The sequence below is a fragment of the Neisseria sp. 74A18 genome (assembly GCF_001308005.1).
GTDB lineage: Bacteria > Pseudomonadota > Gammaproteobacteria > Burkholderiales > Neisseriaceae > Neisseria > Neisseria dumasiana.
Window position 1 is genome coordinate 75976 of sequence record NZ_LGZA01000001.1, and the last position, 24975, is coordinate 100950.

General features: G+C 52.9%; 21 protein-coding genes. 18 read left to right on the top strand and 3 right to left on the bottom strand.

What is annotated here, in order from left to right; genetic code table 11:
* Positions 1 to 60: 60 nt before the first annotated feature.
* Positions 61 to 1329, bottom strand: a complete 1269-nt coding sequence (locus AKG43_RS00335) for a cell division protein ZipA C-terminal FtsZ-binding domain-containing protein (RefSeq protein ID WP_054598588.1) — start codon at positions 1327 to 1329, stop codon at positions 61 to 63.
* 117 nt (positions 1330 to 1446) lie between these two features.
* A complete protein-coding gene (gene ampD, locus AKG43_RS00340; RefSeq protein ID WP_054598589.1) occupies positions 1447 to 2001 on the bottom strand; it encodes a 1,6-anhydro-N-acetylmuramyl-L-alanine amidase AmpD in 555 nt (184 codons plus the stop codon).
* Between the two features lie 273 nt (positions 2002 to 2274).
* On the opposite strand from ampD, the gene mltG reads away from it, so the two are divergent.
* The 15 genes from mltG (at position 2275) to AKG43_RS00410 (ending at position 18833) form a co-directional block, all read left to right on the top strand.
* Positions 2275 to 3270, top strand: coding sequence for an endolytic transglycosylase MltG (gene mltG / locus AKG43_RS00345; RefSeq protein WP_054598590.1), 996 nt, complete (start codon positions 2275 to 2277; stop codon positions 3268 to 3270).
* A gap of 161 nt (positions 3271 to 3431) precedes the next feature.
* Complete coding sequence (gene tmk / locus AKG43_RS00350; RefSeq protein ID WP_054598690.1) at positions 3432 to 4052, top strand: dTMP kinase; 621 nt, start codon at positions 3432 to 3434, stop codon at positions 4050 to 4052.
* A 113-nt stretch (positions 4053 to 4165) separates the two neighbouring features.
* On the top strand, positions 4166 to 5422 hold the full coding sequence (locus AKG43_RS00355) for a DUF2254 domain-containing protein (RefSeq protein ID WP_082402916.1): 1257 nt from the start codon (positions 4166 to 4168) through the stop codon (positions 5420 to 5422).
* Positions 5423 to 5588: 166 nt separating this feature from the next.
* Positions 5589 to 6197 (top strand): DUF4230 domain-containing protein, encoded by a 609-nt coding sequence (locus AKG43_RS00360; protein ID WP_054598591.1) that lies wholly within the window; start codon positions 5589 to 5591, stop codon positions 6195 to 6197.
* Between the two features lie 36 nt (positions 6198 to 6233).
* Entirely contained in the window at positions 6234 to 6728 is a 495-nt protein-coding gene (tpx, locus tag AKG43_RS00365; protein WP_054598592.1) for a thiol peroxidase, read from the top strand.
* A gap of 169 nt (positions 6729 to 6897) precedes the next feature.
* Positions 6898 to 8691, top strand: coding sequence for an exodeoxyribonuclease V subunit alpha (recD, locus tag AKG43_RS00370; protein WP_082402917.1), 1794 nt, complete (start codon positions 6898 to 6900; stop codon positions 8689 to 8691).
* A gap of 213 nt (positions 8692 to 8904) precedes the next feature.
* Positions 8905 to 10089: an acetylornithine/succinyldiaminopimelate transaminase gene (locus AKG43_RS00375; protein ID WP_054598593.1), complete on the top strand. Its 1185-nt coding sequence runs from the start codon at positions 8905 to 8907 to the stop codon at positions 10087 to 10089.
* Between the two features lie 259 nt (positions 10090 to 10348).
* The gene (gene rimP, locus AKG43_RS00380) at positions 10349 to 10780 is read left to right on the top strand and encodes a ribosome maturation factor RimP (RefSeq protein ID WP_054598594.1); all 432 of its coding nucleotides are present in this window, start codon (positions 10349 to 10351) and stop codon (positions 10778 to 10780) included.
* A 27-nt stretch (positions 10781 to 10807) separates the two neighbouring features.
* Complete coding sequence (gene nusA, locus AKG43_RS00385; RefSeq protein WP_054598595.1) at positions 10808 to 12304, top strand: transcription termination factor NusA; 1497 nt, start codon at positions 10808 to 10810, stop codon at positions 12302 to 12304.
* Between the two features lie 12 nt (positions 12305 to 12316).
* On the top strand, positions 12317 to 15118 hold the full coding sequence (infB, locus tag AKG43_RS00390; RefSeq protein WP_054598596.1) for a translation initiation factor IF-2: 2802 nt from the start codon (positions 12317 to 12319) through the stop codon (positions 15116 to 15118).
* 140 nt (positions 15119 to 15258) lie between these two features.
* Positions 15259 to 15405, top strand: a complete 147-nt coding sequence (locus AKG43_RS13040; protein WP_082402918.1) for a lipoprotein signal peptidase — start codon at positions 15259 to 15261, stop codon at positions 15403 to 15405.
* A gap of 155 nt (positions 15406 to 15560) precedes the next feature.
* Positions 15561 to 16028, top strand: a complete 468-nt coding sequence (locus AKG43_RS00395) for a Fur family transcriptional regulator (RefSeq protein ID WP_054598597.1) — start codon at positions 15561 to 15563, stop codon at positions 16026 to 16028.
* Positions 16019 to 16942 carry a GTP-binding protein gene (locus AKG43_RS00400; RefSeq protein WP_054598598.1) on the top strand — a complete coding sequence of 308 codons (924 nt, stop codon included), beginning with the start codon at positions 16019 to 16021 and terminating at the stop codon, positions 16940 to 16942. The genes AKG43_RS00395 and AKG43_RS00400 overlap by 10 nt, the downstream gene beginning before the upstream one ends.
* A gap of 155 nt (positions 16943 to 17097) precedes the next feature.
* A complete protein-coding gene (locus AKG43_RS00405) occupies positions 17098 to 17595 on the top strand; it encodes a hypothetical protein (protein WP_054598599.1) in 498 nt (165 codons plus the stop codon).
* A gap of 26 nt (positions 17596 to 17621) precedes the next feature.
* Positions 17622 to 18833: a beta-ketoacyl-ACP synthase gene (locus AKG43_RS00410; RefSeq protein ID WP_054598600.1), complete on the top strand. Its 1212-nt coding sequence runs from the start codon at positions 17622 to 17624 to the stop codon at positions 18831 to 18833.
* A 142-nt stretch (positions 18834 to 18975) separates the two neighbouring features.
* On the opposite strand, the gene purL is transcribed toward AKG43_RS00410, so the two are convergent.
* Positions 18976 to 22920 (bottom strand): phosphoribosylformylglycinamidine synthase, encoded by a 3945-nt coding sequence (purL, locus tag AKG43_RS00415; protein ID WP_054598601.1) that lies wholly within the window; start codon positions 22918 to 22920, stop codon positions 18976 to 18978.
* A gap of 166 nt (positions 22921 to 23086) precedes the next feature.
* Here purL and AKG43_RS00420 point away from each other — a divergent pair, with 166 nt between their 5' ends.
* The 3 genes from AKG43_RS00420 (at position 23087) to AKG43_RS00430 (ending at position 24900) form a co-directional block, all read left to right on the top strand.
* Positions 23087 to 23425, top strand: coding sequence for a P-II family nitrogen regulator (locus AKG43_RS00420; protein ID WP_054598602.1), 339 nt, complete (start codon positions 23087 to 23089; stop codon positions 23423 to 23425).
* Between the two features lie 195 nt (positions 23426 to 23620).
* The gene (recR, locus tag AKG43_RS00425; protein ID WP_054598603.1) at positions 23621 to 24226 is read left to right on the top strand and encodes a recombination mediator RecR; all 606 of its coding nucleotides are present in this window, start codon (positions 23621 to 23623) and stop codon (positions 24224 to 24226) included.
* 191 nt (positions 24227 to 24417) lie between these two features.
* Positions 24418 to 24900: a GNAT family N-acetyltransferase gene (locus AKG43_RS00430; RefSeq protein WP_054598604.1), complete on the top strand. Its 483-nt coding sequence runs from the start codon at positions 24418 to 24420 to the stop codon at positions 24898 to 24900.
* Positions 24901 to 24975 lie beyond the last annotated feature (75 nt).

Below are 24975 nucleotides of genomic sequence, written 5' to 3' on the forward strand. Positions count from 1 at the left end.
GAAAAGTTTTCAGACGGCTTTTTTCTTTTTTAAGTGCGCTTGGGTCGTTGTGCCTTCGGATTAAGAAAACAAGCGTTTGGAAAGTTCGCCCGCAGGTTCGATGCCGACTTTTTTCATTTCGTCCTGACGTGCCAACACATAAGTGCGGACATCTTTCAGCCATTGGGTTGACAGCTCTTCCAGTTTGTCGTTAACCAAATCCAAGCCCAAGTTGCTGGAAAGTTTCACGGCAAGATCCATGAAGCGGTTGAACTGTTTCTCGCCTGCGGGTACATGCGGAATGTCGAACAGCATGCTGAAGCCGCGGTAGGCTTGGCTGTCGAGCAGGCTGGAAGTAAAGGGCGAATTGTCGAGGGTAACGATGGTGAACAGCGGCTCGCCTTTTTCGTCGGGGAAGTGGAACGCGCCGTCCACGCCCAGTTCAAAGCCCAATTGTTCAACGGCGGAGCGCAGTTCCACGCCGCTTACGGTGCCACGCGAAACCAAGTGCATGGCGATGGTTTGATCGACGCGGGCACACAGTTCGTCGAGTGGGCGGGCGACGTTAAGGAAGGTTTCTACATCGGTGAGCAGCAGCCCGCCGTTCATTTTCTCGGCAAACTGGTTAACCTGCTCGCCGAAATGTTCCAGTTCCTGAGTGGTGGCCAGGCCGCTGCGGCTGATGGATTGCAGGCCGATGATAAAGCCTTGGTAATACACGCTGGGAATCGGCTCGGCGATCTGGAAGCGGTCGTCCATCGTGCAGCCGGCGATTTGGAAGCGGTGGCGGCTGGAGAGGCGGGGAATGGTGTGCAGCTCTTGCGGTTCGCTCAGGGAAATATAGGCCATGTAGTCGAAACGCGGGTCGAACCACGGCAGCTCGAGTTTGGGTAGGTCGTGCAGGTCGAGCAGCAGTTTGCGTTTGCCGTGAAGTTTGGTTTGGGAATAAACGGGTGCGGCCACGCGTTTGAAATCGTAGGCGGCATCGGCTTCTTTTGTTTCCGGTTCGATAACGCTCTCTTTGAAGTCGTCTTCGTACTCGATTTCCACATCGGGTTTGTTGGCGGCGGCTTGTGAAACTTTGGCGGCAAACAAGTCGTCTTTAGGCTCGAACGCGGGAGTGGAAATGTCTTTTTGGCGGATGGGGCGCAAGGGCACGCCGGTTTGGTCTTGCGATTTGCCGTCGCGCACAAAATCGGTTTTGCTGCCCATCAGCGCATCTTTGTCGGAATGGCCGAATTGGCGGCGTACCTGCTGGCGGTACTGGTTTTCTTGGTACATGTTGTAGGCGATGATGGCGAGAATGATGGCCAAGCCTAAAACGACAATAATCAGAATTGTTTCACTCATAAGTCTGAAAACCCGTGTTTAATTGGTTGAACGGTGCATTATGCCGGGATTATAGCTAAATTTGGGCTATATTACAGCTTAAGACGGCTTAAGGCCGTCTGAAATCTGCCGATGAATTCAAATGCGGGCAATTTCTATGCCGCTTTCATGTATTTTAGCCCAGTTGAAAAAATGACCGGGGTCACTTTTTCTATTTGGTGCGATATCCTGATGACCGGTAACGGCCTCGATGGGATAACGGCTGCGGAGGGCTTGCAGCAGGCGGTTTAAAGACTGGTATTGTATGTCGGTAAAAGGTTCGAAATCGCAGCCTTCCAGCTCGATGCCGACGGAAAACGTATTGCATTTTTCGCGGCCTCGAAACGAAGACAGGCCGGCATGGTAGGCCATGTCGTCGCAGGAAACGAATTGTATGGTTTCTCCCGTGCGGTTGATGAAAAAGTGGCTGGATACGCGCAATTCGTGAATCACGCTGAAAAAGGGATGGTCATCGGGGTTGATGCGGTTGGTAAACAGTTTTTCCACCGCGCCGTTTCCGTATTCGAACGGGGGCAGGGAAATATTGTGCAATACGGCCAATGAAACGGCTTCTCCGTCGGGCCGCGGTGAAAAATTGGGCGAATCGATCCGCTTTGCGGGCTGCCACCAGCCTTGCTGCCAGTTGTGTTCCATGATGGTTTTCTTTTCTGTCTGTTTGTAACGGCCCGGTTTGGCAGGCCGTCTGAAACGGTTGGTGGGTTCAGACGGCCTTTTATCGGAAAATAACGTGCCTGTCTGCGCTTTTGGGCGATAATTTAATGTAGAGTATGTGCAGTGTAAGCGGCTTTGTTTGATAGTCGGCCAACTTAGCTTTTTCTGCGGCGTGCTGCTTTGTATTAAATAATGTGTTGATTGACGATAAAGGTTTTATACTGTCGCCCGAACTTTGATAGAACGAATCCTACCATGTTGAAAAAATTGTTTAAATGGCTTGCGTGCCTTTTTGTTTTATTGGTTGCGGTATGGTCGGCATTGCTGTTTGCGCCGAAAACCAACGATAAACCCTATCGCGTAAAAGTAGAGAAAAACCAAGGTATTGCTTCGGTGAGCCGTAAGTTGGCCGACGACGGGGTGATTTACAGCCGCCATGTTTTGTTGGGAACGGCTTATCTGCTGGGCGTACACAACCGGCTGCGCACAGGTGCGTACCGTTTGCCCAAAAAAGTATCCGCATGGCAGATTCTGCAACGCCTGCGCGGCGGCCGGCCCGATTCGGTTACGGTGCGTATTGTCGAAGGTATGCGTTTTTCACAGATGCGCGGCATCATTAACGGCACAGAAGATATTGCGCACGAAACGCGCGGTTGGAGCAATGAAAAACTGCTGCAAACGATTGATCCCAACGCATTGAGCAGCAATCCCGAAGGGCTGTTTTTCCCCGACAGCTACGAAATCGACGCGGGCAGCAGCGATCTTCAGATTTATAAAACCGCCTACCGCACGATGCAGCGGCATTTGCAGGCGGCTTGGGACGAGCGCCAGAGCGGGTTGCCGTATAAAAATCCGTATGAGTTGCTGATTATGGCGAGCCTGATTGAAAAGGAAACCGCCCACGAAGCCGACCGCCGCCATGTTGCCGCCGTGTTCGTTAACCGTTTGGCCATCGGTATGCGCCTGCAAACCGACCCTACCGTGATTTACGGTATGGGCAGCGTATATAAAGGCCGCATCCGCAAAGCCGATCTGCAACGCGATACGCCTTACAACACTTACACCCGGGCCGGTTTAACGCCGACGCCGATTGCTTTGCCGGGCAAGGCCGCGCTTGAGGCTGCCGCCCATCCGTCGTCGGCGAAATATCTGTATTTTGTTTCTAAAATGGATAATACGGGCTTGAGCCAGTTCAGCCATACTTTGGAAGAGCATAACGCGGCGGTGCGCAAATACATTCTCAAACGGTAAACGGCAACCGCTATCAACCGAATTGGCTTTTTTGTTAGAAAACAGGCCGTCTGAAAACGCTTTCGGGCGGCCTTGGCGTTATAATACGACGTTTGAGCGTTCAGACGGCCTTAACCGCTATTGAAGGCCGTCTGAAATAATGGAACACTTTACATAAAATGATTCAAGCACAGTTTATTACTCTCGACGGTATCGACGGTGCGGGCAAATCTACGAATTTGGCCGTTATCAGGCAATGGTTTGAACGCCGCAACCTGCCTGTTTTGTTTACCCGCGAACCGGGAGGCACGCCGGTGGGGGAAACGTTGCGCGACATTCTGCTGAATCCGGCAACGAAAGCCGGCTTGCGTACCGAAACGCTGCTGATGTTTGCCGCCCGCTGCCAGCATATTGAAGATGTGATTTTGCCCGCATTGGCGCGCGGCGTGCATGTGGTGTCCGACCGCTTTACCGATGCGACGTTTGCTTATCAGGGCGGCGGCCGCGGCGTGCCGTTGGAAGACATTGCAGTGCTGGAAAATTGGGTGCAGGGCAGTTTGCGCCCCGATTTAACAGTGTTGCTCGATGTACCTCTGGAAATATCTATGCAGCGCATCGCCAAAAGCCGCGAGAAAGACCGTTTCGAGCAGGAAGAAGCGGCATTTTTTACCCGTGTGCGCGATGTTTATCTGAACCGCGCAGCCGCCGCGCCCGAGCGTTATGCGTTGGTGGACAGCAGTAAAAGCCCCGAAGAAGTAAAAAACGCCATCGAATCGTTGCTCGATAAACACTTTGCCGTGTAACAGGCGTTTTCAGACGGCCTTCTCCGTAAAAAAAAACTTTGTTATAACCTAATGATGTATAACAGTTTTATCTGTTATGCGCAGAAACAGCAAAACAAGAGGAAAATCAAATTATGATGTACCGTTGGCTTTTAGCACTAAAAAAACCGAGCAACCGCTTGTGGGTAACGCCTGCTTTGTGGGCGTTGGTGGCCGTTTTATTTGCGTTTGGCGCGCGTTTGGCCACCATTTGGTTACCCGCCAATCTGCTCCCCCAAATCAGTTTGTCGACATTGGAAAGCCTGCTTGAAGTGATTGCTTCGAGTATGCTGGCAGTAAGTACATTCTCGTTGTCGATTATGGTGTCGGCCTTCTCGTCTGCCGCCAACGGTGCCACACCGCGCGCTACCGAGTTGGTGATGAGCGACGACAACACGCGCACGGCCATCGCCAGTTTTATTTCTGCCTTCATCTACGCCATCATTGCCAAAACCGCATTGGGTATGGAGTTTTACGGGCAAAACGGGCGTTTCGTTTTGTTTGTGAGTACCGTATTGGTATTGGCATATCTGATCGTAACCCTGATCCGTTGGGTGCATACCATTTCCCAATTGGGCGGTATGGCCCATACGGTCAACAAAATTTTGAAGGCGGCAGAAGAGTCGCTCGACAAATACCGTGCCGATCCGAATATGGGCGCGGGCTGGCGCGGCTCGTGCAGTAACCGGGCGCGGATGGTACAGGCGGGCCACAGCGGTTACCTGACCCATATCGACATGGCTTCGCTGCAAAGCAGGGCGGAAGATTCCGATGTGCGCATCCATATTTTGGTGCGCCCCGGCGAACTGGTGGCGCATGATACCCCGCTGCTGTTGGTAGAGGGCGGAGAAACGGATAACGAAGACTTGTTGAAATGCTTCGTGTTCGGAAGCGCGCGAGGCTATGATTTCGACCCGAGCTGGGGTTTCGTGGTATTGAGCGAAGTCGCCCAGCGTGCCTTGTCTCCAGCGGTTAACGATCCGGGCACGGCCATCAATGTGATGACGGGCATGATGAAGGTGTTGACCAAGCAGCCGTCTGAAGAAGCGTCCGGCGAAGAAGGCCGATACGACCGTTTATCCATCAAGCCCGAAGATTGCGGCAAATGGGTGGAAGAAGCCTTCTATCCGATTGCACGCGACGGCGCAGGTATTTTGGAAGTGGGCGTAGTGATGCAGAAAGTATTGGCAGGCATCTGGCGTAATGCTCCGGAAACCGGCGTTTCCCAAGCAGCTGCGAGAGTGTCCGAAAAAGCCTTGCAACGAGCTTTGCAGGAACTTTCTTTCGAACCGGACGCGGAAGAGTTGCGCAGCAAACACGAGGCATTGTTCGGCAGAAAACAAGCAGTTTAATGTGTTTCCCGTTATGAAGCCCGGCATGCCGCATAAAAATACCGTATAGTTAAAGGCCGTGTGAAACCCTGTTTTCAGACGGCCTTTCCTTTCCTGAAAAATGCAGCTATTGAAATTCCGGTAAAAAACATCATATCTGTTGCCACGTTGATTGAAACTGCAAAACATGAAAACACTTTTACGTTTGTTGTTTACCGTATTTCTTCTGTTGGCTGCCGCAGGAGCGGCTTGGTATGTTTGGCAAAACCGTGTTCAAGAGCCGAGCCATCAAGTGCTTACGCGCGAAAGTGTGTTGACGCGCATTCAAAATCTCAACCGTTTGGAAAGTACTGCGTTCCATATCGACACCATTATTAAAACCGAGAAAAAAGGCAATTGGTATGCTTTGTGGCAAGATTCGCAAACCGGCCTGTTTATCGCTCAAGGCAAGGTGTTGGCGGGTTTGGATTTAAATAAGCTGAATGCGGAAAATGTTCATGTGGTGGACAACAAAGTGATTATCAGCCTGCCGCCGGTAGAAATTCTGAGTGTCGGTCTCGACAATATTGAAGTGTACGACATCAAAACAGGTTCGCTCGGCCTGCATCCGATAGATAAAAGCGTGTTCCAAAGCGTTCAGGAGCAGGCGAAAAAACAAGTATTGGCCGGTGCATGCAAAGCCGATATATTGGCCCATGCCCAAACTCAGGCGCAGCAGCAGCTGGAAACGCTGTTTGCCCTTACCCAAACCGAGGTATCGATTTACCCTTCCGCTTTGCCGCCGTGCAAGGCATAAACCGTTTGATAATTTTTTAATGATTAAGGAGATGTTATGGCTCAAGTTACCCTGCAAGGCAACCCTGTCGAAGTAGGCGGTTCTTTTCCGCAAAAAGGCCAGTCCGCCCCTGATTTCCAACTGACTGCGGGGGATTTGTCTGAGAAAACGCTGGCTGATTTTTCGGGTAAACGCAAGATTTTGAATATTTTCCCCAGTGTAGATACCGGTGTGTGCGCCCAATCGGTGCGTACGTTTAACGAAAAAGCCGCCGATCTCGACAATACGGTTGTGTTGTGTGTGTCTGCCGATCTGCCTTTTGCACAAAAACGCTTCTGCGGTGCCGAAGGTATCGAAAACGTAGCCATGCTTTCCACATTCCGCAGCGGATTTGCGCAAGATTACGGCGTGGCATTGGAAAGCAGCGCGTTGAAGGGTTTAACCGCCCGTTCGGTAGTGGTATTGGACGAAAACAATCAAGTTTTGCACAGCGAACTGGTTGGCGAAATTGCCCGCGAACCGAATTATGAAGCCGCATTGGCGGTGTTGTAATCCGAGCGTTTTTGAAGAAGCCGGCCGTCTGAAAAGATATTTTTCAGACGGCCTTTATTGTTTTTTGTAGAATAAACGCTGTTTTCGGCAAGACCTGTTGATTGCTGCCGCAACAGGCTGAGGCCGTCTGAAAATACTTGCGTTTTCTCACCATCGAATGTAGCTGCTTATGCCTTCTCTGCCTGATAACGATTTGAACCATGCCGCCGCCGATGCGGCGGTTGCCATGCTGCAACGCCATGCTCCTGAAGATACGGCATTGGCCGAGCCTTATGTGCGCCGCCTGTTTGCCGCGTTGCAGGAAGGGCATGCTTTTATTTGGCTGGAAGACGATGAAGTGCAGATGGTTCGGCAGGCCGCAGATGTTGTCGGCGGTAGCGGTGATACGCCGTTGATTTTGGCAGGTAAAAAGCTTTTTTTAGGGCGGATGTGGCAACTTGAGCGCGATTTGGCGGCAGAAATACTCCGCCTCGCCGATGCGGCCGTGCCGCCCGTAGATTGGTTGCAGGCGGGTCAGAATCTGGCGGAATGGTTCGCACAAAAAGGAAGCGAAGGCCAGCGTGATGCGGCGGCGTTGGCTTTGTTGAAACCGTTTATGCTGATCAGCGGCGGGCCGGGTACGGGCAAAACCACAACGGTGGCGAAACTGCTCGGTTTGTTGTGCAGCCATGAGGGCAAACTGCCGCGCATCGCCTTGGCCGCGCCTACGGGCAAAGCCGCCGCGCACATGTCGCGCGCTTTGCACCGTGCCGTGCAAACATTTGCCCTGCCCGAAAATGTGCGCAATCATTTGCTGCAACTGGAAAGCCAAACCGTACACCGCCTGTTGAAGCTACGTCCGCCGCAAATGCAGCCGCTGTTTCATCGCGAACAGCCGTTGCCGCTGGATATTTTAGTGATAGACGAAGCTTCTATGCTTGACCTTGCCTTGCTGCTGCAACTTCTGCAAGCCGTGCCTTCGGGTTGCAGGGTGGTGCTTTTGGGTGATGAGAACCAACTGCCTTCGGTAGGAGCGGGAGCCGTATTGTCGGAACTGGCGCAGCCGACCGTATTGGCCGCCGATACGGCTCGGGAACTCGAAACTATGTTGCCGCAGCACGGTTTTGCCGTTTCAGACGGCCCGCCGCCCTTGGCAGAAAACATAGCGCGTTTGCAGATTAGCCACCGTTTCGGCAGCAACAGCGGCATAGGGTGTTTGGCGCATGCGGTGGCTTCGGACGATGCAGCCGAAGCATGGGCGCAGTTCGGCCGCTTTCCTCAAGAGTTGGAGGTGCGAAGCGGCAGCGGAAAACAACAGGCAGAAATACTGTATCAACGTCATGCACGATATTGGCAGGCGGTTGACGAAGGCGACGTGGCTGCCGCATTCCAATATCAGGCCGATGCAGTTGTGTTGGCTGCCAGACGCGACGATGCCGAAGCATTCAACGGAGAATACCGCCGCTGTCTGCAACGCCACGGCCGTGCCAGAGCCGATGCACCGTGGTTTGCAGGGCAAGTGATTATGGTTTCGCGCAACGATTATGCCTTAGATGTGTTTAACGGCGATATCGCACTGATTCTGCCCGATCAAGAACAGAAAGACGTTTTGGCAGCTTATTTTCCGGCGGCAGAAGGTTTCCGCAAAACAGCCCTCAGCCGCCTGCCTGCATACGAAACCGCCTTTGCCATAACCGTACATAAAAGCCAAGGTTCGGAATACCGCGAGGTATGGCTGTTGCCGCCCGCGCTTGCGGAAACAGGCGGAGAGCAGCACGGTTTGAACAAAGCCTTGCTCTACACCGCCATTACCCGTGCCCGCGAGCGTTTTGTGTTTTGGGGCAGCCAAGCTGTTTTTCAGACGGCCTGTATGCTTAACGAACGCCGCCGCAGCGCCTTAAGGGAAATGATACATAAACACCGCTCGGTGCGGCCGTTAATACCGAATAGCGGGGGTTTACCCGATCCCGAGGTTTGCGATTAAAATAGGCATCCGTAAAGAAAACCGAAAACTTCAGGCCGAAACCGTTGCCGCCGTCAGCAGTGCAGCTTTGCCTTGTATGCTGTCTGCCTGCCTATAACTATGTTCGATATGTCTGCATCCGTTGCGTTGCTGCGCCTTAAACTGCACTCATATCGGGAGATTTTGAAAAGGTCTCAGGCCGTCTGAACAATTTATTTGGAAAGAACATCAATCATGCAGAACTACCTAACCCCCAATTTTGCATTTGCGCCGGTTATTCCCGAGCGTGCGGCAGGCAGCCGCGTATGGGATACCGAAGGGCGCGAATACATTGATTTGGCAGGCGGAATCGCCGTAAACGCACTCGGGCATTGCCATCCGGCCTTAATCGAAGCCCTTAAAGAGCAGGCCGAAAAGCTGTGGCATATTTCCAATATCTACACCACCGTACCCGCGCAACAACTTGCCCGAAAACTAACCGAACACACCTTTGCCGATAAAGTATTTTTGTGTAATTCCGGCGCGGAAGCCAATGAAGCCGCATTAAAATTGGCACGCAAATATGCCCGCGACCATTTCGGCGGTGAAAAAAACGAGATCATTGCTTGCGTCAACGCTTTCCACGGGCGCACATTGTTTACCGTATCGGTGGGCGGCCAACCCAAATACAGTCAAGATTTCGCACCTCTGCCGCCGGCCATCACCCACGTTCCTTTTAATGATGCCGAAGCTTTGGCGGCAGCAATTTCCGATAAAACCTGTGCCGTCATTATCGAACCGATACAAGGCGAAAGCGGTGTGCTGCCTGCCGAACAAGCTTTTTTACAAGCCGCCCGTCAAGCCTGTGATGCGCACAATGCCTTGCTGATTTTTGACGAAGTGCAAACCGGTATGGGGCGCACCGGCAAATTGTTTGCCTACCAGCATTACGATGTTGTGCCCGATATTCTGACCAGCGCCAAAGCACTCGGCAGCGGCTTTCCCATCGGTGCCATGCTGACCACTGACGCCATCGCTCCCAGCTTCGGCCCCGGTACTCATGGCACCACTTTCGGCGGCAACCCGCTGGCCTGTGCCGTAGCCAATCGTGCTTTTGATGTGATCCATACTTTTCAAACATTGCAACAAGTTACAGATAACGGCCTGAAACTGCAAAAAGAATTGGCCGCTTTAGGCAGGGAAACAGGTGTTTTCAAAGAAGTGCGCGGTATCGGCCTGTTAATCGGTTGCGTATTGGCCGACCAATATGCCGGCAGGGCGGGCGAACTGATGCAGCAAGCCCTCAGGCACGGTTTAATGGTTTTGGTGGCCGGCAGCAATGTTGTCCGTCTCGCTCCCAGCCTGCTGTTAAGCGAAGAAGACAGACAAGAAGGTTTAACACGCCTGAAAGCCGCTATAGATGCTTGGTTGCCGGTTTGAGGCCGTCTGAAAAACCGGTTGTTTATATCGTATAAGCTTTAACCTTATCTGCAGGTTTATTATTGGATAAGGTGCGGGCGCATGGTCTTAAACAGCCTCTACGTTTGGGAGCATAGGTTTCAGCCCGTTTATTTCAAGAAAATGTCAAACTGAAAGTATTTGTTTGCTTTTCTTTTGTAAGTAAACGGGTTATAATCGGTAAATTTTTCAATTTTCACGAAAAATGGCCACCCGGCCATTTTTTTGTTTTTGGAGTGTTATGGATATTCAAACCATTCTCGATAAAACCCTGCCGGGCTTGGGATACGAGCTTGTAGATTTCGAATTGACTGCTCAAGGCGATTTGCGCGTATTCATCGACAAAGAAGGCGGTATCACGGTAGAAGACTGTGCAACCGTGAGCAACCACCTGAGCCGTTTGTTTATGGTAGAAGATGTTGACTACAAACGCTTGGAAATTTCCAGCCCCGGTTTGGACCGCCCGCTGAAGAAGGCGGCCGACTTTGTGCGTTTCGCCGGGCAGCAGGCCAAAATCAAAACCCGCTTGCCGATAGACGGGCAAAAAAACTTTATCGGCCGTATCGAGAGCTGCGAAAACAACATCGTGCGTATCGCGTTTGACGGAAAAACAGCCGATATCGAGCTGGATAATATCGACCGCGCGCGGCTGCGCCCTGAATTTGATTTTTAAAAATATTGAGCTAACGGAGAATAATGAATGAGTCGTGAGATGCTGTTGCTGGCGGAAGCCTTGGCCAGTGAGAAAAACGTTGATCCCGAAGTAGTATTCAGTGCATTGGAATTTGCACTCAGTACGGCGGCTAAAAAGAAAAACGGACGTGAAAATATGGATGTGCGTGTCGAAATCGACCGCCACACCGGCGAATATAAAACATTTCGCCGTTGGTTGATTGTGGCGGACGAAGATTACACCTACCCGGATGTAGAAAAAACCATCGAAGAAATCCAAGAAGAAATTCCCGATACAACTCTCCAAATCGGTGAATATCACGAAGAATTGTTGGAAAACGAAGGTTTCGGCCGCCAAGCCGCCCAAACTGCCAAACAAATTATTCTGCAACGCATCCGTGATGCCGAGCGCGAGCAAATTTTGGAAGAATTTTTAGCCCGCAAAGAAGATATTGTGATAGGTACTGTTAAACGTGTGGAGCGTCACGGTGCCATCATCGAAATCGGCAAATTAGACGCTTTGCTGCCGCGCGACCAAATGATTCCGCGTGAAAATTTCCGTAACGGCGACCGCGTGCGCGCGCTGTTTTTGCGTGTGGACGAAATCGGTGCGTCAGGCCGCAAGCAAGTGATTTTGAGCCGCACTTCGCGTGATTTCTTAGTGAAACTGTTTGCCATGGAAGTGCCTGAAATCGAAGACGGTTTGTTGGAAATCAAAGAAGCCGCCCGCGACCCCGGCCACCGTGCCAAGATTGCCGTTAAAGCCAATGACCAGCGTATCGATCCGCAAGGTACCTGTATTGGCGTGCGCGGTTCGCGCGTTAATGCCGTAACCAACGAACTATCAGGCGAGCGTATCGACGTGGTGTTATGGTCGCCTGAAACCGCCCAATTTGTGATTAACGCATTGTCGCCGGCCGAAGTAACCCGCATTTTGATCGATGAAGACAAACATGCGGTAGACGTTATCGTGGCGGAAGACCAGTTGGCATTGGCCATTGGCCGCGGCGGTCAAAACGTGCGCTTGGCAGCCGATTTAACCGGCTGGCAGTTGAACATCATGACGGTTGCCGAAGCCGAAGAACGTAACGCCGCAGAAGATGCCGCCATCCGCAATCTGTTTGTAGAACATTTGAATGTAGACGAAGAAACGGCCGACATTCTCGTGCAGGAAGGTTTTGCCACTTTGGAAGAAGTAGCTTATGTGCCTGCTGCCGAATTGCTGGAAATCGAAGGTTTCGACGAAAATATTGTAGAAACCTTGCGTAACCGTGCCCGCGACGCGATTCTGACTCTGGCCATCGCATCCGAAGAAAAACTGGAAGATGTAGAAGAAGATATGCGTAATCTCGACGGCATCGATCAAGAGATGTTGCGTGATCTGGCGCAAGCCGGCATTACCACGCGCGACGATCTGGCTGAACTGGCGGTAGACGAATTGATTGAAATTACCGGAGTAAGCGAGGAAGAAGCCAAAAAAGTGATTTTGGCCGCCCGCGAACATTGGTTCACCGAAGAAAACTAAGGGGGTAATAGTATGAGTAACACCACAGTAGAACAATTTGCCGCCGAACTTAAAAAGCCCGTCGACGATTTATTGAAACAGTTAAAAAGTGCCGGAGTAAACAAAAGCAGCGGCAATGACAGCATCACGTCTGACGACAAGCAACTGTTGCTGGCTTATCTGAAAAAATCGCACGGAAGCGAAAACGCCACCATCAGCATCAGCCGTAAAAAAGCCGAGGTCAGCACCATCGGCGGTGTACAAGTGGAAACCCGCCGCCGCAGCCGTAAAGTGATTGTGCCTTCTGCCGACGAGTTGGCTGCCGAAGCCAAAGCCAAGGCGGCAGCAGAGCAGGAAGAAGCGCGCAAAGCAGCCGAAGCCGTCGCTCAGGCAGAGCGTGAAGCGGCCGCCAAAGCAGATGCGGAACGTGCGGCTGCCGAAAAAGCCAAGGCCGAAGAAGAAGCGGCTAAATTGAAGGCCGCTCAGGCGCGTGCCGAAAAAGCCGTTGAAGAAAAAGCAGCCGGTCAAGAAACGGCAGCCGAAGCAAAAGCCGAACAAGCCGTTCAGACGGCCAAACCGGAAAAGCCGGCCAAACACGGCAAACAGAAAGAACCGAAAAAACAAGCGGCACCTGCGGTTATCCAACCGGTGGTCAGCGCAGAAGAACAAGCCCAACGCGACGAAGAAGCCCGCCGTGCCGCCGCCATGCGCGCGCATCAGGAAGCGTTGCTGAAAGAAAAGCAGGAACGTCAAGCCCGCCGTGAAGCCGTGAAACTTCAGGCGCAACAGGAAGCGAAGGCTGCCAAAGAAGGTAAAACAGCCGAACAGCGTTCTGCCAAACCAAGCGAAAAAGCGCCTTTGGCTTCTACTTCAAACAAGCCTGCCGCACCTGCACGAGCCAAGAAAGAAGACCGCCACAACCGAGACGAGATGGAAAGCCGTCCGCGCGGCGGCAAAGACAAAGGCAAAGGCCGCAATCAAAACGCCAATCAGGAAGAACGTGTACGCGGCGGTAAAAAAGGTAAAAAACTCAAGTTGGAGCCGAACCAGCACGCTTTCCAAGCACCGACCGAGCCGGTGGTGCACGAAGTGTTGGTTCCCGAAACCATTACCGTGGCCGATTTGGCGCACAAAATGGCGGTTAAAGGCGTAGAAGTAGTGAAAGCCTTAATGAAGATGGGCATGATGGTAACCATCAACCAATCCATCGACCAAGATACCGCTTTGATTGTGGTGGAAGAGTTGGGCCATATCGGTAAACCTGCGGCGGCAGACGATCCTGAAGCCTTCTTGAGTGATGATGCCGAAAGTGCGGCAACGGCAGAGCAATTGCCCCGTCCGCCGGTAGTCACCGTAATGGGTCACGTTGACCACGGTAAAACTTCGTTGCTCGACTACATCCGCCGTGCCAAAGTGGTGCAAGGCGAAGCGGGCGGTATTACCCAGCACATCGGCGCTTATCATGTGGAAACCCCGCGCGGTGTGATTACCTTCTTGGATACGCCGGGTCACGAAGCGTTTACTGCGATGCGTGCCCGCGGTGCCAAAGCCACCGACATTGTGATTCTGGTAGTCGCCGCCGACGACGGTGTGATGCCGCAAACCATCGAAGCAATTGCCCATGCCAAAGCAGCGGGCGTGCCGATTGTGGTGGCCGTAAACAAAATCGACAAGGAAGCCGCCAATCCCGAGCGTATCCGTCAGGAATTGACGGCACATGAAGTGGTGCCGGACGAGTGGGGCGGTGATACCCAGTTTGTGAATGTGTCCGCCAAACAAGGTTTGAACATCGATGCTTTGTTGGAAGCGGTTTTGCTGGAAGCCGAAGTATTGGAGTTGACCGCTCCGGTCGATGCTCCTGCCAAAGGCATTATTGTGGAAGCACGTTTGGATAAAGGCCGCGGTGCCGTTGCCACCCTGCTGGTACAAAGCGGTACGCTGAAGAAAGGCGATATGCTGTTGGCCGGCACCGCATTCGGTAAAATCCGTGCGATGACCGATGAAAACGGCAAGCCGATTGAAGAAGCCGGCCCGTCGATTCCTGTGGAAATTCTCGGTTTGTCCGATGTGCCGAATGCAGGCGAAGATGCTATGGTGTTGGCAGACGAGAAAAAAGCCCGTGAAATCGCGTTGTTCCGTCAAGGTAAATTCCGCGACGTGCGTTTGGCCAAGCAACAAGCGGCCAAGCTGGAAAACATGTTCAGCAATATGGGCGAACAGGCGCAATCGCTGTCGGTTATCATCAAGGCCGACGTTCAAGGTTCGTACGAAGCTCTTTCTGGCAGCCTGAAAAAACTGTCTACCGACGAAGTGAAAGTCAACGTGCTGCACAGCGGCGTGGGCGGTATTACCGAGTCTGATGTGAACTTGGCGATTGCATCCGGTGCATTCATCATCGGCTTTAACGTGCGTGCCGACGGTTCGGCCCGCAAGCTGGCCGAGAGCGAAGATGTGGAAATCCGCTACTACAACATCATTTATGATGCCATCGACGACGTGAAAGCAGCCATGAGCGGTATGTTGGCTCCGGAAGAGAAAGAGCAAGTGATCGGCACAGTGGAAATCCGTCAGGTTATCAGCGTATCGAAAGTGGGCAATATTGCCGGCTGTATGGTTACCGACGGTATTGTGAAGCGCGATTCGCATATCCGCCTCATCCGCAACAACGTGGTTATCCATACCGGCGAGCTGGCTTCGCTGAAACGCTTCAAAGACGACGTTAAAGAAGTACGCATGGGCTACGAATGTGGTTTGATGCTGAAAAACTTCAATGAAATCATGGAAGGCGATCAGCTGGAAGTATTTGAAATCGTAGAAGTGGCACGTTCGCTGTAATCAGCTTTTGAACAACCATACAGGCCGTCTGAAAACGTTTGGCGAAACCCGCTAAGCCTGTTTTCAGACGGCCTTTCGCATATATATATAGCAAAAAAACTTATTTTTGATACAAAGCAGCAAGCCGCAGGCAGAGACCTTTGCAAAACTCCCATCTGCGGCGCATTTCTGCGTTGTGCGCTGCTCGCTCGTTTGCCTATCTGTATGATATGTCTGCACTCGCTGCGCTGCTACGCCTTGAACTGCATCCACATCTGAGGGTTTTGCAAAGGTCTCAGTATGAGTAATACGGAACCGATTCCGTTGCCGCTTTAGCGGGTTGACAATTATTTTCTTTGAGCTAAGGCAGAGCAGCGCCGTAGCAGAAATAAAGTTTATTTGCTATAAGGCAACACCGTTATAATAAGCATTCTTCAATCAGCAACAGGCCGTCTGAAAAGCCATGACTACTATTAAAGAAAAAATTCTCGCCCAAGCCAAACAAGAAGGGGCGCAGGTAACTGCTCTGCGCGAGCAGGTTTTAGACATCGTTTTGCAGCAAACCGGTGTGATTAAGGCATATAACGTATTGTCGCAAATGCAGCAGCAGAGTGAAGGCGTAGTGGCACCGCCGACTGCGTATCGGGCGTTGGATTTCTGGGCAGAACAGGGCGTGCTGCATAAAGTGGCTGCCGTAAACGGCTATGTTTTGTGCAGCCATGCCCAGCACGACTGCAATACGCATTGTCATGAGCATGACGAAGCGGCTCACCACAGTGCGTTTATTCTGGTGTGTACCGAATGCGGGGCGGTTGATGAGCAAACCCTCAGTAAAGAATGGTCGGCTTTGCGGGCCGGTGTGGCGGCAAGCGGGTTTGCTTTGAAAGAAGAGCATGTCGTATTAACAGGAGTATGTAAGAAATGTCAGTAAAAAAAACCAAAGTCCACTTGATTTCGGGCTTTCTCGGTACGGGTAAAACGACAGCGTTAAAAAGTTTGATGGAACAAAAAGACCCGAATGAAAAATGGGTCATTATCGTCAATGAATTTGGAGAAATCGGCATCGACGGTGCCGTGTTGAGCGATAACGGTATTCCCGTTGCCGAAATTGCAGGCGGCTGTTTGTGCTGCACCGCCGGCCCGCAGCTGGGTGCTACCGTACAGAAAATGTTGCGCGATGCCCAACCCGACCGTTTGATGATTGAAGCCAGCGGTTTGGCACATGCCGCCAGTGTGATTGACGAATTGAAAGTCAAGCCGCTTGAAGAGCAGCTTGAAATCGCCGCTGTGTTTACGGTGGTTGACCCCCGCCAGTTTGTCGATCCCAACTACGCACAGCAAGCCTTGTATAAAGACCAGATCGGCGTGTGCGATGTGTTGGTGGCCAGCAAAACCGATTTGTGCACGCCCGAAGTATTGGCGGAATTTCGCGAAAAAGCCGCCAAGCTGTTCCCGCCCAAAGCCAAAGTGGTAGAGGTTGAAAATGCCAAAATGGATATCGCTTGGTTGGAAATCCCCGTTGTGGAAAAATCCCGTTACCGCTTGAAAGCCCTGCCCGACAATACCATGGGCTATCAATCGCAAGGTTTTACATTTCCGGCGGGTAAAGATTTTGACGGCGAACGCCTTACCAATTTTTTCAACGATCTGCCGAAATTTACCGAAGGTCTGGTGCGTGCCAAAGGTGTGTTTCAGGTAATGGGCACATGGGTATGGCTCAATTGGGTGGACGGTAAATGGGGAGCAAACCAAGTTTCATGGCGGCGCGACAGCCGTTTCGAGCTGATTGCCAAAGCTTTTGATGCCGATTTGATTGAGCAAAAACTTAACGACGCTTTGGAATAAACACCTATTCGAAGAGGCCGTCTGAAAGCAGATATCTCCATATGCGCCGAGAGGCTTTGCACAACCAAAACCCTCGGATGTGGATGCAGTTTGCAGCGTTTTTGGCCTTATGTTGTGCAGCCACATCCCAAAAAAATCATCTAAGTAGGAACATAATGAACAAAATCATTGCCGCCGTACTGGTTGCTTGCACACTTGCCGCTTGTACCGGCGGTGTGCCGAAGCCGAATGTGGTGCCGGATATTGCTGCCGAATCGGGCACATGGTTCCGGCTAACCGAATATGATGCAGACGGAAACATGCTTCAAAACAGCCTGTTGGCGGTTGAAAAAAATGCACACATGCTGCGGTTCGTGCAAACCGATGCGTTAGGCGCACCTTTGGCGCGTCAGGTGCTTACGCAAAAAGGATGGCGTAACGACGGTTTTGTGATGCCGAACGTGCCTGCCCGCCGTTTGTTTGCGGCCATGTTGCCCGTTTTATCCGGCAATTCTGCGGCACCTTATCCTGAAATGGTGCGCCGAAAAACCGAAAATGGCGAATGTTTTCAACAGCATGGGCGTGATGTGTGGTGCGTTAAGCAGGCAGATGAAGGGTGGCAATTCGTTTTTCCCGACCAAACAAAATGGGCGGTTGTGCCGATTGAAGAATAAATAATCCGAATGAATATATTGATCATATGAACACCCCTGTTTATCTGTCTGCACCGGCTCTCGTTAGTGCGTTGGGAAGCGGTTTGCAGCACCATATCCACGCCTTGCTCAACCCCTCCGGCCGCTCCCCGCTGATATTTTCCGACCAATGGGTAAAAGGCAAAACATACGCTTTCGGTGTGGTTGAAGAAAGTTTGAAACCGTTTCCGGAACATCTGCCCGAGGCATTCCGCAGCAGAAACAATCAGCTGCTTTGGCAGGCATTGGCACAAATCGAGCCGCAAATCGAACAAGTGGTTTCACGGTTCGGCAGAGAACGTATTGCCGTGGTTATCGGCACATCAACCAGCGGCGTAGATGAAAATATCGCCATGTTCGAGCATGTTGCACGCGGCGGGGCTTGGCAAGACGTATCGTTCAAACAGGCGCAACAGTTGATGCACGCGCCGGCCGAATGCGTGGCCGAAATATACGGCCTGCGTAATCTGAATTATGTTGTGTCCACCGCCTGCACTTCGGGTGCGAGAGCGTTAATCAGCGCCGCCCGTTTGCTGCGTGCCGGTTTGTGCGATGCCGTGATATGCGGCGGTGTGGATACGCTTTCTCCTTTAACCGTTAACGGATTTGCATCATTGGAAGTATTGTCGGAAAGTTTGGCAACACCGTTCTCAGCCAACCGCAACGGCATCAACATCGGAGAGGGGGCCGCCGTATTTGTGATGACGCGCGAACCTTGCTTCGGCGAAAGCCTGCCGCTTTTGGGCTACGGCTCGAGCAGCGATGCTTATCACATGTCTTCCCCCCGTCCCGACGGATTGGGTGCAATCAAAGCTTTTCAGACGGCCTTAAGCCATGCCCGAATCGCTGCGCAAGACATCGGCTGGGTTAATTTGCACGGTACCGGCACGCTTCACAACGACAGCATGGAAAGCATGGCTGTGGCCGAGGTGTTTGGCGCAGCTACCCCTTGCACTTCCACTAAGCCCTATACAGGCCATACGCTTGGCGCGGCGGGCGCGTTGGAAGCGGCTTTCTTGTGGGGCATAGTCAGCCGCCATTCCAATCCTGAAGGCAAACTGCCCACCCAGTTGTGGGACGGCGAGCGCGACCCTGCTTTGCCCAAGATAGCTCTAACCGACAATGGCAGCAGTTGGCTGCAAGCGCGCAGAATCGGTGCCAGCTCGTCTTTTGCGTTCGGCGGCAGTAATGCGGTATTGATCATCGGAGAGCATGGTTAGAGACCTGTGCAAAACACATTTGGCGGTTTGCAAGAGGCTCAAGCCGTTTTCGATTAAAGTTTGAGGCCGTCTGAATGGTTTGAATTGTCCCCAAAGTCTTGGGCAAACGACAAACCTTTTCAGACGGCCTTGTTTGCTGTGCTTAGCCCAAAGCCTTGCGCGCGCCGGCGAACATTCTGTACCAGCCGGAAAGTTCGCTGTCTTGCCAATCGTCGGGGCGCCAGCTCATTTGGGCGGTGCGGTACACGCGCTCGGGGTGCGGCATCATGATGGTAACGCGGCCGTCGGCGTTGGTGACGCCTGCGATGCCTTGGGGCGAGCCGTTGGGGTTGAGCGGGTAGGTTTGGGTAACTGCGCCCAAGCCGTCCACGTATTGCAGGGCGATATTGAGGCCGTCTGAAATTTTGCCGCCGATATGGGCGAAATCGGCGCGGCCTTCGCCGTGGCTCACGACTACGGGGAGATGGCTGCCTTGCATTTCGGCCAGAATCAGCGAGGGCGATTTGGGCACGTTGACCATGCTCAGGCGGGCTTCAAACTGCTCGCTTCGGTTGCGTTTGAACTTCGGCCAGCCTTGCGTGCCGGGGATGATTTCCGCCAAGTTGCTCACCATTTGGCAGCCGTTGCACACGCCTAAAGTGAGCGTGTCGCCGCGCTCGAAGAAGGCGCTGAACTGGTCGCGCAGTTCGGGATGGAACAAGATGGATTTCGCCCAGCCTTCGCCCGCGCCCAATACGTCGCCGTAGCTGAAACCGCCGCACGCGGTGAGCATTTGGAAGTCGGCGAGTTTCACACGGCCTGCCATCAAGTCGCTCATGTGTACGTCGTAAGCATCGAAGCCCGCGCGGGTAAAGGCGGCGGCCATTTCCACCTGCCCGTTCACGCCTTGTTCGCGCAACACGGCGATTTTCGGCTTGGCACCGCTCGCGATAAACGGCGCGGCGATGTCTTCTTTAAGGTCGAATTTCAGGTCGGCAAACAGCGCGCTGCGCTTGTCGTCTGCCAGCAGGGCAAATTCGCTGTCGGCGCATTCGGGGTTGTCGCGCAGACGTTGGATTTGGTGGCCGGTTTCTTGCCATGCCTGCTGTAATTTCAGACGGCTTTCGTCGAAAATCACTTCGCCGTCGCTGTTGATGCGGATATTATCGGCTGAAGAAACGACACCAATATTGTAAATACTGTTCAAACCGGCCTGTTTGAATGCCGCCTGAACAGCAGGCAGATCGGCTTGGCGGATTTGAATGACTGCGCCCAACTCTTCATTAAACAAAGCACTGACATGGGAAAGGGGGAGCAATTCTTCTACGATGGCATGGGGCTGTTTTTTCTCCCATTCGGCAAAAACGGCTTGTGTATATGAATCCAAATCCACATCCAAACCGACACGTCCGGCAAACGCCATTTCTGCCAGCGTCGCAAACAGGCCGCCGTCGCTGCGGTCGTGGTAAGCCAAGAGTTTGTCTTCGGCCACAAGCTGCTGAATCACTTGGTAAAACGCTTTCAGACGGCCTGCTTCGATATCCGGCGCTTCGCCTGCCATATCGTTATACACTTGGCTTAAGGCCGAGCCGCCCATGCGTGCTTTGCCGAAGCCCAAATCCACGGCCAGCAATACGCTGTCTGCCGTGTTTTTCAATTCGGGCGTAACGGTTTTGCGCACGTCCTGCACCGGTGCGAAGCCGGTAATAATCAGGCTTAACGGCGAAGTGACCGATTTTTGCGCGCCGTTGTCTTTCCACACGGTTTTCATCGACAGCGAATCTTTGCCCACGGGAATGCTGATGCCAAGTTCTTGACATGCCTGCGACACGGCTTCGACGGTGCGGTAGAGTTTTTCGTCTTCGCCGGCATTGCCGCAGGCGGCCATCCAGTTAGCGGAAAGTTTGATGTTGCCGATGTCGCCGATATTCACGCCGGCGAGGTTGGTGAGGGCTTCGCCGATGGCCATGCGGCCGGAAGCGGGCGCGTTAAAGAGGGCGACGATGGGTTTTTCGCCCATGGCCATGGTTTCGCCTTTGTGGGTGTTGAAACCCATCATGGTTACGGCGGCATCGGCTACGGGGGTTTGGTAACGCCCCACCATTTGGTCGCGGTGGGTCATGCCGCCGACGCTGCGGTCGCCGATGGTAATCAGGAAGTTTTTGGCGGCCACGGTGGGCAGGCGCAACACGCGGTAGGCGGCTTCTTTCAGGTCGATATGCCTGCCTGAAAACGGTTTTTCAGACGGCCTTACGGTGTGGTCGCTGCGGGTGGTTTTGGGCGGTTTGCCGAGCAAGACGTTCAGCGGCAAATCAACGGGATGGTTGCCGTACAAATCGTCGCGCACTTGCAGATGGCCGTCGTCGGTGGCGGTGCCGACCACGGCAAACGGGCAGCGTTCGCGCTCGCAGATTTGGCGGAACAAGTCTAAGTGTTCGGGCAAAATCGACAACACATAACGCTCTTGCGCCTCATTACACCAAATCTGCATCGGGCTTAGGCCGTGTTCTTCTAACGGCACGTCGCGCAGCTTAAATATTGCTCCTCGGCCTGCATCATTGACCAATTCGGGAAAGGCGTTCGACAAGCCGCCCGCGCCGACATCGTGAATGGCAATAATCGGATTGCCTGCGCCCAACTGCCAGCAGCGGTCGATCACTTCCTGCGCACGGCGTTCGATTTCGGGGTTGCCGCGTTGTACCGAGTTGAAGTCCAAATCGGCGGCGTTGCTGCCGGTATCCATAGACGAAGCAGCACCGCCCCCGAGCCCGATCAGCATGCCGGGGCCGCCGAGTTGCACCAATAATGCGCCTTCGGGGATTTGGTCTTTATGGGTTTGGCCGGCCTGAATGTTGCCCAAGCCGCCGGCAATCATGATGGGTTTGTGGTAGCCGCGCATTTGGCCTTCGAATTCTTCTTCAAAGGTGCGGAAATAGCCCAAAAGGTTGGGACGGCCGAATTCGTTGTTGAACGCCGCGCCGCCGATGGGGCCTTCGATCATGATGTCGAGCGGGCTGCTGATGTGGTCGGGCTTGCCGTAGCCGCCTTCCCACGGTTGTTTGAAGCCGGGAATGTTGAGGTTGGACACGGTAAAGCCGGTTAAACCTGCTTTCGGGCGCGCGCCGCGTCCGGTGGCACCTTCGTCGCGGATTTCGCCGCCCGCACCGGTGGCCGCACCCGCGAAAGGCGCAATGGCGGTGGGGTGGTTGTGGGTTTCCACTTTCATCAAGATGTGCGTTTCTTCTTCGCTGAAGCGGTAGCCTTGCTGCTCGTCCGCACGCGGGTAGAAACGCTCGATTTTCGCGCCTTCGATAATGGAGGCGTTGTCTTTATAGGCGACTACGGTGCCTTCGGGGTGGGCATTGTGGGTGTCGCGAATCATGCCGAACAGCGATTTGGGCTGTTTTTCGCCGTTTAAGATGAAGTCGGCATTGAAGATTTTGTGGCGGCAGTGTTCGGAGTTGGCCTGTGCGAACATCATCAGTTCGACATCGCTGGGGTTGCGCTGCAAGGCTTGGTAGTTTTCCAGCAGATAGTCGATTTCGTCGGGCGACAATGCCAAACCCAGTTCGCTATTGGCTTGTATCAAAGCGTCTTTGCCTTTGCCTAAAACGTCAACGGTGGCGAAGGTTTGCGCTTCGGGGTGGGCGAAGAGCTGCGAGGCCGTCTGAAAATCGGGCAACACGCTTTCGGTCATGCGGTCGTGCAAGAGGGCGGCCCATTGCTGTTTTTGCCCGGCGTTCAACTCGCCTTTCACCCACACCGCCATGCCCCGCTCGATGCGTTCGATTTCGCCCAAGCCGCAGTTGTGCGCGATGTCGGTGGCTTTGGATGCCCACGGCGAAATGGTGCCGATGCGCGGGGTGATTAAAAACAAATGCAGGCTGTTTTCGGCTTCGGGTGTTTTTTCGACACTTTCTGCTTCTAACAAAGCCTGCAATTTCGTTGCGGTTTCGAGGTTCAGCGCGGATTGGCTGCTCACAAAATACCAAAATTCGCTGCTTAATTCTGCTTTCGGCAGGCCGGCGGCCACGGCTTTTTGCAGGAGTTTTTCGACACGGAAATCAGACAGGGCGGTAACGCCGCGCAAAGGCAATACGACAGACATGAATCTAGCTCACACATGCGGTTGGAAATGGGCGTAATTGTACACAAAACCGGCCCCGGACGCTCGGCTAAATTTTCCTTTTCAGACGGCCTGAGAAGCCCATTGAACCTTGTCGTGCTTTGTGCTAAAACAGGCCGTCTGAAACCATTTCACAGCGAGAAAAAACATGAAAAAAATAGAGGCGATTATCAAGCCGTTCAAACTCGACGACGTGCGCGAAGCATTAACCGAAATCGGCATCACCGGCATGACCGTTACCGAAGTGAAAGGCTTCGGCCGCCAGAAAGGGCACACCGAAATCTATCGCGGCGCGGAATACGCGGTTGATTTTCTGCCCAAAGTGAAAGTGGAGTTGGTATTGAGCGATGCCGATGTGGAGCGGGCGGTGGAAACGATTATCGAAACCGCGCGTTCGGGCAAAATCGGCGACGGCAAGATTTTTATTCTGCCGGTGGAAGAGGCTATCCGCATCCGCACGGGCGAGCGGTCGGACGCGGCGGTTTAGCGGTTTAATATGCGATGTGATGCAAATTCCGTTTTGGCAAATGCAGCATAAGGCCGTCTGAACCTTTGCAAAAAACCAACTGACGCAGTACGCAACGCAGAAATACGCCGCATACGCAGATGCAAAGGTGTCAGCCTGAAAGTTAAAGTGCTATATAATCCGAGCTGTTTGAACTTACTTCGCAGGCCGTCTGAAATGCCTAAAAATCCCGATGCCTTTACCCGATTAATCAATGCCTTGAAAATTCTGCCCAACGTCGGCCCCAAGTCTGCGCAGCGTATGGCTTACCAATTGTTGCAGCACAGCCGCGACGGTGCGCAGGAATTGGCAGATGCGTTACAACACGCGTTGAAGCAGGTGCATCACTGCACCCGCTGCAATACGTTTTGCGAAGGCGAGTTATGCGACATCTGCGCCGATACCGAACGCGACCCGCGCCGCCTGATGATTGTGCACATGCCTGCCGATGTGTCGGGCATGGAAGCGGCCAACTGCCACGACGGCTTGTATTTCGTGCTGATGGGGCAGGTGAATCCGGCGCAGGGCATGGATTTGAGCCATATCGCTTTAGATAAACTGGTGGAGCGGCTGCAAAACAGCGAAGTGGAAGAAATCATCATTGCCACCAATTTCACCGCAGAAGGCGATGCCACGGCTTATGTGCTGTCGGAACTGTTTAAAAACCTTTCTTATAAGGTCAGCCGTTTGGCGCGCGGGATTCCTTTGGGCGGCGAGCTTGAATACATAGATGCAGGCACTTTGGCGCAGGCGGTTTATGAACGGCGTTTGCTCAAAGAATGATGCGGCACGAGCCGGAAATGCCGTCTGAATTGAAAAAATATCCGTTTATAGAGAAAAAGTTACGCTTGGTATAAATAACTTCACAGCCGGCAAAAAACCGCGTATTTTCCGCATGAAATTTTCCCTTTTTTCTTTCTTTTTTCAGACGGCCTCTATCCGCATACAGGCCGTCTGAAAACCAAGAGACGACGATGAGCCTGATTACCGTACTCCGCCCAGCAACGCCCCAAGATTGCGAACATATCTACAATGCCCACCGCTATTCCGTGCAATATACCTGCACCCGCAGCTATAACGATCGGATATTGGCCGTGTGGAGCAAGCTGATCAGCCCTGCGGGATACCTCGATACCATCGCCGATCCCAACAAAGCCTTGTGGGTGGTTGAATACCGCGGCCATATTCAGGGTTTTTTCCAGTTTGATTTTAAAGAAGCCCAATTGGATGCCTTATACGTTCACCCCTTCGTGCACAACCACGGCTTGGGTACGGCGTTGTTGCAGCGGGCGGAAGAGTTGGCCGTGGATGCGGGTTTGAGTTTTATCAAACTGTATGCCTCGTTGAACTCGGTGGCGTTTTACAAGCTCAACGGATACGAATCGCTGGGCGAAGCGGTTTTGCCGCTAAACCGCGAAGTGGCGGTAGAGTGCGAATTGATGAGAAAATATCTTTAAATTTAGAAAGATTGTTTTGCCGGTCAAAAATATCCGCCTATCCGAACGAATCGGGCAGGCGGATATTTTATGGTT

Coding starts and splice junctions, on each gene's coding strand:
- AKG43_RS00335 (WP_054598588.1), bottom strand. CDS start 1,329: ATGAGTGAAACAATTCTGATTATTGTCGTTTTAGGCTTGGCCATCATT.
- ampD (WP_054598589.1), bottom strand. CDS start 2,001: ATGGAACACAACTGGCAGCAAGGCTGGTGGCAGCCCGCAAAGCGGATC.
- mltG (WP_054598590.1), top strand. CDS start 2,275: ATGTTGAAAAAATTGTTTAAATGGCTTGCGTGCCTTTTTGTTTTATTG.
- AKG43_RS00355 (WP_082402916.1), top strand. CDS start 4,166: ATGATGTACCGTTGGCTTTTAGCACTAAAAAAACCGAGCAACCGCTTG.
- AKG43_RS00360 (WP_054598591.1), top strand. CDS start 5,589: ATGAAAACACTTTTACGTTTGTTGTTTACCGTATTTCTTCTGTTGGCT.
- tpx (WP_054598592.1), top strand. CDS start 6,234: ATGGCTCAAGTTACCCTGCAAGGCAACCCTGTCGAAGTAGGCGGTTCT.
- recD (WP_082402917.1), top strand. CDS start 6,898: ATGCCTTCTCTGCCTGATAACGATTTGAACCATGCCGCCGCCGATGCG.
- AKG43_RS00375 (WP_054598593.1), top strand. CDS start 8,905: ATGCAGAACTACCTAACCCCCAATTTTGCATTTGCGCCGGTTATTCCC.
- rimP (WP_054598594.1), top strand. CDS start 10,349: ATGGATATTCAAACCATTCTCGATAAAACCCTGCCGGGCTTGGGATAC.
- nusA (WP_054598595.1), top strand. CDS start 10,808: ATGAGTCGTGAGATGCTGTTGCTGGCGGAAGCCTTGGCCAGTGAGAAA.
- infB (WP_054598596.1), top strand. CDS start 12,317: ATGAGTAACACCACAGTAGAACAATTTGCCGCCGAACTTAAAAAGCCC.
- AKG43_RS00395 (WP_054598597.1), top strand. CDS start 15,561: ATGACTACTATTAAAGAAAAAATTCTCGCCCAAGCCAAACAAGAAGGG.
- AKG43_RS00400 (WP_054598598.1), top strand. CDS start 16,019: ATGTCAGTAAAAAAAACCAAAGTCCACTTGATTTCGGGCTTTCTCGGT.
- AKG43_RS00405 (WP_054598599.1), top strand. CDS start 17,098: ATGAACAAAATCATTGCCGCCGTACTGGTTGCTTGCACACTTGCCGCT.
- AKG43_RS00410 (WP_054598600.1), top strand. CDS start 17,622: ATGAACACCCCTGTTTATCTGTCTGCACCGGCTCTCGTTAGTGCGTTG.
- purL (WP_054598601.1), bottom strand. CDS start 22,920: ATGTCTGTCGTATTGCCTTTGCGCGGCGTTACCGCCCTGTCTGATTTC.
- AKG43_RS00420 (WP_054598602.1), top strand. CDS start 23,087: ATGAAAAAAATAGAGGCGATTATCAAGCCGTTCAAACTCGACGACGTG.
- recR (WP_054598603.1), top strand. CDS start 23,621: ATGCCTAAAAATCCCGATGCCTTTACCCGATTAATCAATGCCTTGAAA.
- AKG43_RS00430 (WP_054598604.1), top strand. CDS start 24,418: ATGAGCCTGATTACCGTACTCCGCCCAGCAACGCCCCAAGATTGCGAA.